At 36.4% G+C, this 4,357-nt stretch carries 2 protein-coding genes and 2 pseudogenes; 2 read left to right on the top strand and 2 right to left on the bottom strand.

Going from position 1 to position 4,357, the window contains the following annotated elements; genetic code table 11:
* Nucleotides 1–272 (top strand): annotated as a pseudogene (locus H6A27_RS13845) (Rpn family recombination-promoting nuclease/putative transposase); the annotation flags it as partial.
* A 239-nt stretch (nt 273–511) separates the two neighbouring features.
* Nucleotides 512–1,069, top strand: a complete 558-nt coding sequence (locus H6A27_RS13840) for a hypothetical protein (RefSeq protein ID WP_204405159.1) — start codon at nt 512–514, stop codon at nt 1,067–1,069.
* Between the two features lie 31 nt (nt 1,070–1,100).
* Here the strand turns inward: H6A27_RS13840 and H6A27_RS13835 are convergent.
* Nucleotides 1,101–1,361, bottom strand: a pseudogene (locus H6A27_RS13835) (AAA family ATPase); the annotation flags it as partial.
* Nucleotides 1,362–1,616: 255 nt separating this feature from the next.
* Nucleotides 1,617–4,286 (bottom strand): PL29 family lyase N-terminal domain-containing protein, encoded by a 2,670-nt coding sequence (locus tag H6A27_RS13830; RefSeq protein WP_204509105.1) that lies wholly within the window; start codon nt 4,284–4,286, stop codon nt 1,617–1,619.
* Nucleotides 4,287–4,357 lie beyond the last annotated feature (71 nt).

Below are 4,357 nucleotides of genomic sequence, written 5' to 3'. Positions count from 1 at the left end.
AGGAAAGAGTCTTCACCCGTCTTTTTGAGTCTGCCGAGATAGCCCGATTCACTAAAGAACAATATGAGGAATACGAGGACAGCCTCAAGGCTTACCGTGACTGGCTGAACACTATTAATACTGCTGTAATGAAGAGTCGTGCCGAAGGTCGTGCCGAAGGTAAACTTGAAGAGAAAATGGATATAGCCAGGAAACTTAAGAATTCGGGAATTTCCTTTGATGTGATATCAGTAAGTACAGGTCTTTCGGAAGAGGAAATATCTTCTCTTTGATGTTGTCGGTAGAGCCATCAAACTGCCTCCTTTCTTAACTGATAATATCTTGTCTGTATCAATATAAAATTGTAATAAATAAACAAAATATTATCAGCACTTGATTATATGCTCTACAGTGCAGACGATGTAGTGTGTATATGAGTTTGGAGTTTTGTTACTGAATGATTTTGTTCAATAGTGACTGTAATGAGTTTTGTATTATATTTGTGAACTACAATCAATAAAATCATTATTTTATGGGACAGTTTCTTGCAATAGGTTTAATGCTCGGAGTAGCTGTACGAAAGGACTACATACGTAAGCATGTTAATGAAAATCGTACAGAAGAGTATATCCTCAATCAGATAATTGAGAAATTGCGACTTGAGGACTTCAAGAGGATAGAACACGATTGTTATTATGAGTTCGAACTTGACAGAGACTTGCTCGATAAAGAGTTAATTACATTTCTGAAACGTTTTTATTCAATAAGATATATCGGTAAATGCAAATATGAAAGTGAATTTGTAATATCCAAGTTGGAGAGCCTTTCTACTATTGATGAGCGCCTTGAAATCCTGAAAGACAGATCTTTTCAGAGTTACCAGGATGATTCCAAATATGAATATTTTTATGTTGATGATGACAATTGGCATGAGATACCATATAATGCAAGGGAGATGATTCTCAGTATTGACGGAAAAATTATGATGGAGTGTTATGATGAGGTTTTTGATTTTTTCCGCCGTTGCATAGTCTCCCAGTTGTCCGATTTGAAGCTTTCTAATGCTATAGACGTTTATATAAGCGGCTGAGGTCTCTTATTTATCAGCTATAACTTTCCAATATGGTGAGATAACCACTTTGGAAAATCATAAGCAGAGGACGCTCCACATCGGCCTTGTAGTCTATAAACTCTGCCGGACTATAATACTTGCCTGTAAGCTCGTTTACATTCTCATTGAAATGATACCCGTCGTACTGTCTCTTCAGTTGGGCGCGCATTTCCTCGAAAGAGCAACTGTATTCTTCCGCCATTTCCGATATTGCATCTGTGATGCATGAGTCTATTTCTTTCTGTGTTATGCTGCACAATGCATCATATCGTGGTTGTATTAACTGTTGGCCGTACATGTTCCCTATACTAAGCATGGACAATCTCAAAAGTCATAGTAATCCATTCATCGAATTATCTTGAATGATTGCCTGACAGATGTTGGAATACATGTTATATTCTTTTATGCTGGAAATATCATGACGAAAATTGTGTATAAAAAAGAGGGTGTGTCAATTTTGACACACCCTCTTCATTATAGAGGATTAAAGAATTATTCCTTAATCAGCTTTCTATGTTTTTTTTAATTACATAGGGTAAGCTTTTACAGTTACGTTAAATTCATAATCAACAGTTTCACCATTACTCATTGTGAATGTAGCTTTAACTTTAACTGTTGTATCAACTGTAACTTTCACATCTTGAGGAGTAATCTTGATATTATCAGCATTAGTATCACTGCTTAAACCAGTTTTACTTACCTCAATTAAATTATTATTATAATCAAATTCAATATTTGTCACAACGTTATCTGCTTGAACTGCACCTGTAGCACTCTTAATGTTGTAGTAGTTAGTATGTGGTGCATCTGTCTGAGCGTTACCTGTTGGTCTATAGTACTCAATTGTTGTAGATTCTTGAGTCATACCCGAAGTAACAACTGCACTTGCCTTAGTAAAGTCAACGCTGTATGGCTGAGCTACTGCAACCTTCAACTTGAATGATGGAGCATCGTATTCTTTACCAAGAACAGTAAACTTGATACCAGAAACTGTCCATTCACCTGCTTTAGTTGGCTTAAGCTTATTCTTTTCAGTTTGAGTTTCAGGTTTATCATTTCCTGTTATAGTTATACCAGTATAATCAATTCCAGTAGCTGTTATATAATCATTCAAATCAATTATGTCGGTGATATTGTCTGAAACAATAGTCAACACACCATTTGCATAATACTGATTGTTGAATGTGAACAATGAGTTGATTTCAGCTTCTGTAGGATCAGCAATAGTAAATGGAGCTGTCAGAACTGTACGCTCTTTAATCTGATTTTCATCTTTCAATCTGTACCATACAGATATTAATGAAGTATATTCACCTTCAGTCAACCATTCGTAAGTTTCTTGCTCATTATCCAATTTATAGTCCGTATTGAATGCAATCTTCAGTTTAGCAATTTCACTTGCTTTAGTTGCAGGTGTTCCGTCAGACTTAACAGGGGTAACATTTCCTAATATATTTACAACTTTAGTTTCTGAAACTCCACCATCATTATAAATATGTTTAGCATCTCCATATTCACTATAGTCTTCAGAATACTGTCCCTTTATATTAAAGACATCTGTAAGTGTATTGTATTGATCAATATTATCATTCCATACCAATCTTTCATCAGCATTCATTGTGTTGAAGTATTCAGCAAGATCTACTAAGATGAATTGCTGAGAAACTCCACTAACGACCTTAGTTGTTGCGGTATGAGTTGATGCAGCCAATGTAACTTCAGGAGTTTCTGGTATTTCAGCAACCTCGTTGAATCTAATATTGAAGTCCTGACGACGTACATTACCAGCAACATCTATATAATGTAAAGAAAATGCAACAGAACCTGTAGAAGCACTTTCTGCACTGACTGTCAAACCTTCACATTTAATACCATATCTAATCTGATCAGCTTTTGCCTGGTCAACTTTATCTTTATCATTACCATCATACATTGTAATGTATGCATCATATAAATATTCCTTTCCGCTTGTTACAGGAAGAGTGAATGATTTACCTGGTTCAACATATAATGTTATGGCTGAATATCCGCCTTGATAAATTCTATTATTAAATATAATATCTCCATTGTTTATATCTGAAGCTTTCTTTTCATTAAGGGAGAAAGTTAGATTATTACCGTATGGAGAACGAACTTTATCGTTAGCATACAATGAAACGGAGTAACCATAATAAGATTTTTTCTCATATTTATCTGTCAGTTCTTCTGAGATTTCTCCAACTGATACTGGTATTTTATAAAGACCAGATGCGGAAGTTGCTCTTGACATGAGTCCCTTGTATGGGATAGGTTCACCCAAAACTACAGGAACTTCATCATTGTTAGTATCAACCACTTTCAAATCAAGAGCTGACAAATCATAATTTGCAGGAGTAACCTGTACAAGCAATGTATCTGTTGCCTGAGCTGTCATATATTCACCTGCAGCTGGTTTTGCTTTAGGACCATTCCATTCAGCATAACCTGTTCCTATACGAGAGATACCGTAGTTAATTTCCAATGAAGCAGTCTGCAATTGAATCTGAGCCAGACCTTCATTCAAAAGAAGACGTAAGCTCTTTTCGTTCTCACCGTTTTCGTCGCAAACTACAAGATATGCATAGTTGTTGTCTATAGGATCAATATAATAGTAAGGAACGTTTACTGCTGGTGCAGGGATAGAAAGTTCTTCGAATTCTGTTCCATTCCACAAATACCATTTGCCGTTTTCCTTCTTAACTTCAGGTTGAGCGTTCTTACCCGGAGCACCGTCCTGACCATCCTGACCGTCCTGTCCTGGAGCACCGTCCTGTCCATCCTGACCGTCCTGACCGTCTTTACCGTCCTGACCTACAGCCTTAACATCAGTCTTTTCTCCATCACATACCCAATATCCATCTTCAGAGATAGTCCACTGAGTTCCAGGAGTTCCTGCAGCACCATCAGCTCCGTTTGCACCGTCTTTTCCGTTTACAATAGTATATGAGCTATTGTCAGAGAAAGTGATAGTGAAACCGCCTTCAGCGTCAGCAATGTTTGTAATCCACTTACCGTCATTGATTTTTGACTCTAAGTCGGCTAATTGGCTTTTTACGCCATCAACCTGTTCCTGCAAGTTGTTGATTTCGTCATCATAGTCCTTACAAGAAGTAAAAGTTCCTGCTGAAGTCACCAAAAGTGCTCCAAACAGAAGTGCACTTAAATACTTTTTTCTCATGATAAAAAAATTTTAATTTATAAATTAAAAGAATTAAATGGTTATAATTCAACTTATTATAAACAAAACAC

Source organism: Bacteroides caecigallinarum (genome assembly GCF_016902295.1).
Lineage (GTDB): Bacteria > Bacteroidota > Bacteroidia > Bacteroidales > Bacteroidaceae > Phocaeicola > Phocaeicola caecigallinarum_A.
The sequence above is the reverse complement of the archived record's forward strand: the minus strand, read 5'-3'. Positions and strand labels throughout refer to the sequence as shown.

Coding starts and splice junctions, on each gene's coding strand:
- H6A27_RS13840 (WP_204405159.1), top strand. CDS start 512: ATGGGACAGTTTCTTGCAATAGGTTTAATGCTCGGAGTAGCTGTACGA.
- H6A27_RS13830 (WP_204509105.1), bottom strand. CDS start 4,286: ATGAGAAAAAAGTATTTAAGTGCACTTCTGTTTGGAGCACTTTTGGTG.